General features: G+C 66.2%; 5 protein-coding genes. 4 read left to right on the forward strand and 1 reads right to left on the reverse strand.

Features of this window, described 5'->3' with window-relative positions; translation table 11 throughout:
- The first annotated feature begins 86 nt into the window (after positions 1–86).
- The gene (locus tag ACSLE4_RS06750) at positions 87–1,184 is read left to right on the forward strand and encodes a site-specific DNA-methyltransferase (protein ID WP_435903717.1); all 1,098 of its coding nucleotides are present in this window, start codon (positions 87–89) and stop codon (positions 1,182–1,184) included.
- Here ACSLE4_RS06750 and mutY read toward each other — a convergent pair.
- Entirely contained in the window at positions 1,132–2,298 is a 1,167-nt protein-coding gene (gene mutY / locus ACSLE4_RS06755) for an A/G-specific adenine glycosylase (protein WP_435903713.1), read from the reverse strand. The genes ACSLE4_RS06750 and mutY overlap by 53 nt on opposite strands.
- A gap of 89 nt (positions 2,299–2,387) precedes the next feature.
- On the opposite strand from mutY, the gene ACSLE4_RS06760 reads away from it, so the two are divergent.
- The 3 genes from ACSLE4_RS06760 to ACSLE4_RS06770 form a co-directional block, all read left to right on the forward strand.
- On the forward strand, positions 2,388–2,906 hold the full coding sequence (locus tag ACSLE4_RS06760; protein ID WP_435903714.1) for a DUF721 domain-containing protein: 519 nt from the start codon (positions 2,388–2,390) through the stop codon (positions 2,904–2,906).
- Positions 2,907–3,015: 109 nt separating this feature from the next.
- Positions 3,016–3,744 (forward strand): DsbA family protein, encoded by a 729-nt coding sequence (locus ACSLE4_RS06765; RefSeq protein ID WP_435903715.1) that lies wholly within the window; start codon positions 3,016–3,018, stop codon positions 3,742–3,744.
- Between the two features lie 15 nt (positions 3,745–3,759).
- Positions 3,760–3,989: thioredoxin domain-containing protein (locus ACSLE4_RS06770; protein WP_435903716.1), on the forward strand; the 230-nt coding region annotated here is incomplete at its 3' end.

Here is a 3,989-nt window from a genome sequence, read left to right on the forward strand (position 1 = left end):
GGGTTAAGCCCACCTTTACCCTAGTCCGCCAGCATCAGCCGGTCCCGCCGCAGAGCGGGCAGTATTGCGTAACAAGAGTGGTGGATATGGGTGTGGGGGACACCGGGGGAGCATCGCTTCCCCGCAACAAGATCATTGTCGGCGATTGCATCGAGGAACTGGCGCGGCTCCCGGAAGGATGGGTGGATCTCGTCTTCGCCGACCCGCCGTACAATCTTCAGCTCGCGGGCGAACTTTACCGGCCGAACAACAGCCGTGTCGATGGCGTCGACGACGACTGGGACAAGTTCTCCAGCTTCGGCGCCTACGATGCCTTCACCCGCGATTGGCTCGCCGCCTGCCGCCGGGTGCTGAAGCCGAATGGCAGCCTTTGGGTGATCGGCAGCTATCACAACATCTTCCGCGTCGGCACCGCTCTCCAGGATCTGGACTTCTGGGTGCTGAACGACGTGATCTGGCGGAAGACAAACCCGATGCCCAATTTTCGCGGCCGCCGCTTCACCAATGCGCATGAGACGATGATCGGGGCGTCGATGGGCCAAAAGGCGCGCTATACCTTCAACTACGAGTCCATGAAGGCGCTGAACGAGGACCTGCAAATGCGGTCCGATTGGCTGTTGCCGATCTGCTCCGGCGGCGAGCGGCTGAAGCAGGACGGGCGCAAGACGCATCCCACGCAAAAGCCCGAAGCGCTGCTCCAGCGCGTGATCCTCGCCGCAAGCCATGTGGGCGATGTGGTGCTCGACCCGTTCATGGGCTCCGGCACAACCGCGGTCGCGGCCAAACGGCTGGGACGCGCCTTTGTCGGCATCGAGCGCGAGGCGGCTTACGCGGAGGCCGCGCGCGCACGGCTGAAAGACGTCAAGCCGATGGACCCTGCCTCGCTGCAAGTCTCCAAGGGCAAGCGCGCCGAGACGCGCGTGCCTTTCGGCGCGCTGGTCGAGCTCGGGCTGCTCTCGCCGGGGACGGCTCTGTTCGACCCGGCCGCACGCCACGAGGCGAAGGTCCGCGCCGACGGCTCGATTGCTTGCGCCGGAGCACAAGGCTCGATCCACAAGATCGGCGCCTATGTGCAAGGGGCCATGGCCTGCAACGGCTGGACCTTCTGGCATTACGAGGCGGACGGCGCGCTCAAGCCGATCGACGATCTGCGCGCCGAAGCCCGGGCGAAGCTCGCTTCTTAAGGTCCTTGGAGCGCGGCCCCGTCTCGAACGCGTGGGCCAGAACTTTGCGCATCACGCTCGGCAGCGCGGCCTCCGGCAGATCGCGCCATTGCACCCAACGGCAACGCGTAGGCTCGGCGGCGTCCGTGACCGCCGCGTCCACGTCCACCGCGGCGCGATAGACGAGCAACTCCAAATGAAAATGGGTGAAGGTGTGCTCGACGAGACCAGGCACCGCCTCCCAAGCTGCTTCCAGCGGCGCGTGTTCGCCGACCGCCGATCCGTTGGGCGCCGTCTCCTCCCAGGGTGTGGACGGCGTCTCCAGCATCCCGCCGAGCAGGCCTTTGAGGGGCCGCTCGCGCAGCAAGACCGCCCCGTCGTCCCGTAACGCCACGAACGCCGCGCCCCTTCTGGTCGGCCGCGCGGCCTTCTCTTCTTTATAGGGGAGTTGCTCGGCGATACCGGCCGCAAAACCTCTGCAATCCGGCCGCACCGGGCAGAGCCCGCAGGCTGGCCGGCGCGGCGTGCAGATGGTGGCGCCGAGATCCATGAGACTTTGCGCGAAGTCGCCGGCGCAGGTCTGCGGCGTGAGACTTTCGGCGAGCGCCTTGATCTCGGGCTTGGCGGCGGGGAGCGGCGTCTCAAGCGCGAACAGCCGCGCGATCACGCGCTCGATATTGCCATCAACCGGCGTCGCCTTCTCGCCGAAGGCAATGGCGGCAATGGCGGCCGCCGTGTAGGCGCCGACGCCCGGCAGCTTACGAAGATCGCTTTCCGTTTCCGGAAACTTGCCGCCGTGCTCCTCGGCCACGGCGCGGGCGCAAGCGTGGAGATTGCGCGCACGCGCGTAGTAGCCGAGCCCGGCCCAGGCGGCGAGCACCTCGCCGAGCTCTGCTTGGGCGAGCGCTTTCACATCGGGCCAGCGGCGCAGGAAGCCGATATAGCGGGGCGTGACCGCCTTGACCGTGGTCTGCTGGAGCATGATCTCGCTGAGCCAGACTTTGTAGGGGTCTTGGCGCTTGCCTGGAGGTGCGCGCCAGGGAAGCGCCCGCGCCTCGCGGCCGTACCAAGCGAGCAAGGTGCCGGCGATCGTGCCGCCTGTCCTCGCCTTGTGACTTGCCTGCATAACTGCCATTCGGCGCTCCGCCTCCTCGGACCATGGTGTAGGCTCGGGCCACGCCATGGCAAGGGGCGCGGACGGGCTCTCCACCGGCAAGAGGCTTCATGAGCGGGTTCAAACGAAAACCGAAAGGCGGTGCGTGCGCCATCGGCAACTATGTGGCGAAAGCGCTCGATCCCGCGGCGCGGGTCCGCGGCTTCGCCACCACGGCGCTCTTAAGCGACTGGCCGGCCATTGCCGGGCGGGAGTTGGCCCGGTTCACCATGCCCGACCGGGTGATCTGGCCCCGGCGGCGCGACGAGGGCGTCGAAGCCCCGCCACCGGGCCACCGAGCCGAAGGGGCGACGCTCGTGCTCAGAATAGAAGGCCCCCGGGCCATCGAGGTGCAGCACCGGGCCGGGCAGATCTTGGAGCGGGTGAATGCCTATTTCGGCTATCGGGCGGTCACCGAGATGCGCTTCCTCCAAGCGCCTATCGGCCGGGCGGCAAAGGCCAAGCCATCGCCGAAACCGCCGCTTCCGGGCTATTCCCTGCCCAAATCGGCCGGGATAAAGGACGACGGCCTGGCCCAGGCGCTGTCGCGACTCGGCGCATCCACCAAGGCCCGCCTCACGAGAGGTTGAGGCGCGGGACATTTCTCGCACTTGCCGGATCGGGGTCGATCAACGATTGTAGGCCCGCGATGCGGCCATTCGGGCCGCCAAGACCCAAGCTTTAGCCGGAGTAGTGACCGTGGCGAAAACAGATAAGAAGCCGACCGACCCTTCAACCGACACCTCGGGCGCAAAAAGCCATACCCGGCTGTATGTCATCGGCGCCGTGGTCGTCGCGGTCATCATCGGCGGCGTCTTCTTCATGAGAGACGGCGACGCCCGCGATCCGAACGCACCAAAGAAAGACCCGGCGGTCGCCGTGCTGATGGAGGAAGGTCCGCTCGAGGATATCGTGATGGGCGATCACGACGCGCCCAACGTGATCGTCGAATATGCCTCGATGACCTGCCCGCACTGCGCGAATTTCTACACGAACGTCTTTCCGGAAGTGAAAGAGAAGTACATCGACACGGGCAAGGCTCGCTTCGTGTTCCGCGAATTCCCGCTCGACGGGCTGGCGATCGCCGCTTCGATGCTGGCGCGCTGCGCCGAAGACGACCGGTTCTATCCGTTGATCGACGGGCTGTTCGAGACGCAAGAGACCTGGGCGGTGCCCGGCGAAGACGGCAAGCAGAAGCTGCTCCTCATCGCCAAGCAGGCCGGCTTCTCGCAAGAGGCGTTCGACAAGTGCCTGGCCGACAAGGAGCTGTTCGATAAGCTCGTGGCGGTGCGCAAGAAGGCGCACGAGGAATACGGCGTCGACGCCACGCCGGCCTTCTTCGTCAACGGCAAGCGCTTGGAGGGTATCGCGTTCGAGAACTTCGAGAACGCGATCGAGGGTCCGGCCGACACGCCGCCGAGCGGCTAGGCACGCGGGCATTTCATGAGACTGAGCCGGGTAGCCGCAGTTGTTCTCATTAGCGCCGCGCTCGGCCTTTCGGCGTGCGGGGGCGCGGCCGGCCCGGCCGCCGAGACGGCGATGCCGCTCAAGGATCAGATCCTGGAGCCGGGGCCGCTCGGGGAGCGCGAATACGGCAACCCCAACGCGCCGGTGACGATCATTGAATATGTCTCGCTCACCTGCCCGCACTGCCGCAATTACCACGCCAAGGT

Source organism: Methyloceanibacter sp. (genome assembly GCF_051306395.1).
In the GTDB taxonomy this organism is placed as follows: Bacteria; Pseudomonadota; Alphaproteobacteria; order Rhizobiales; family Methyloligellaceae; genus Methyloceanibacter.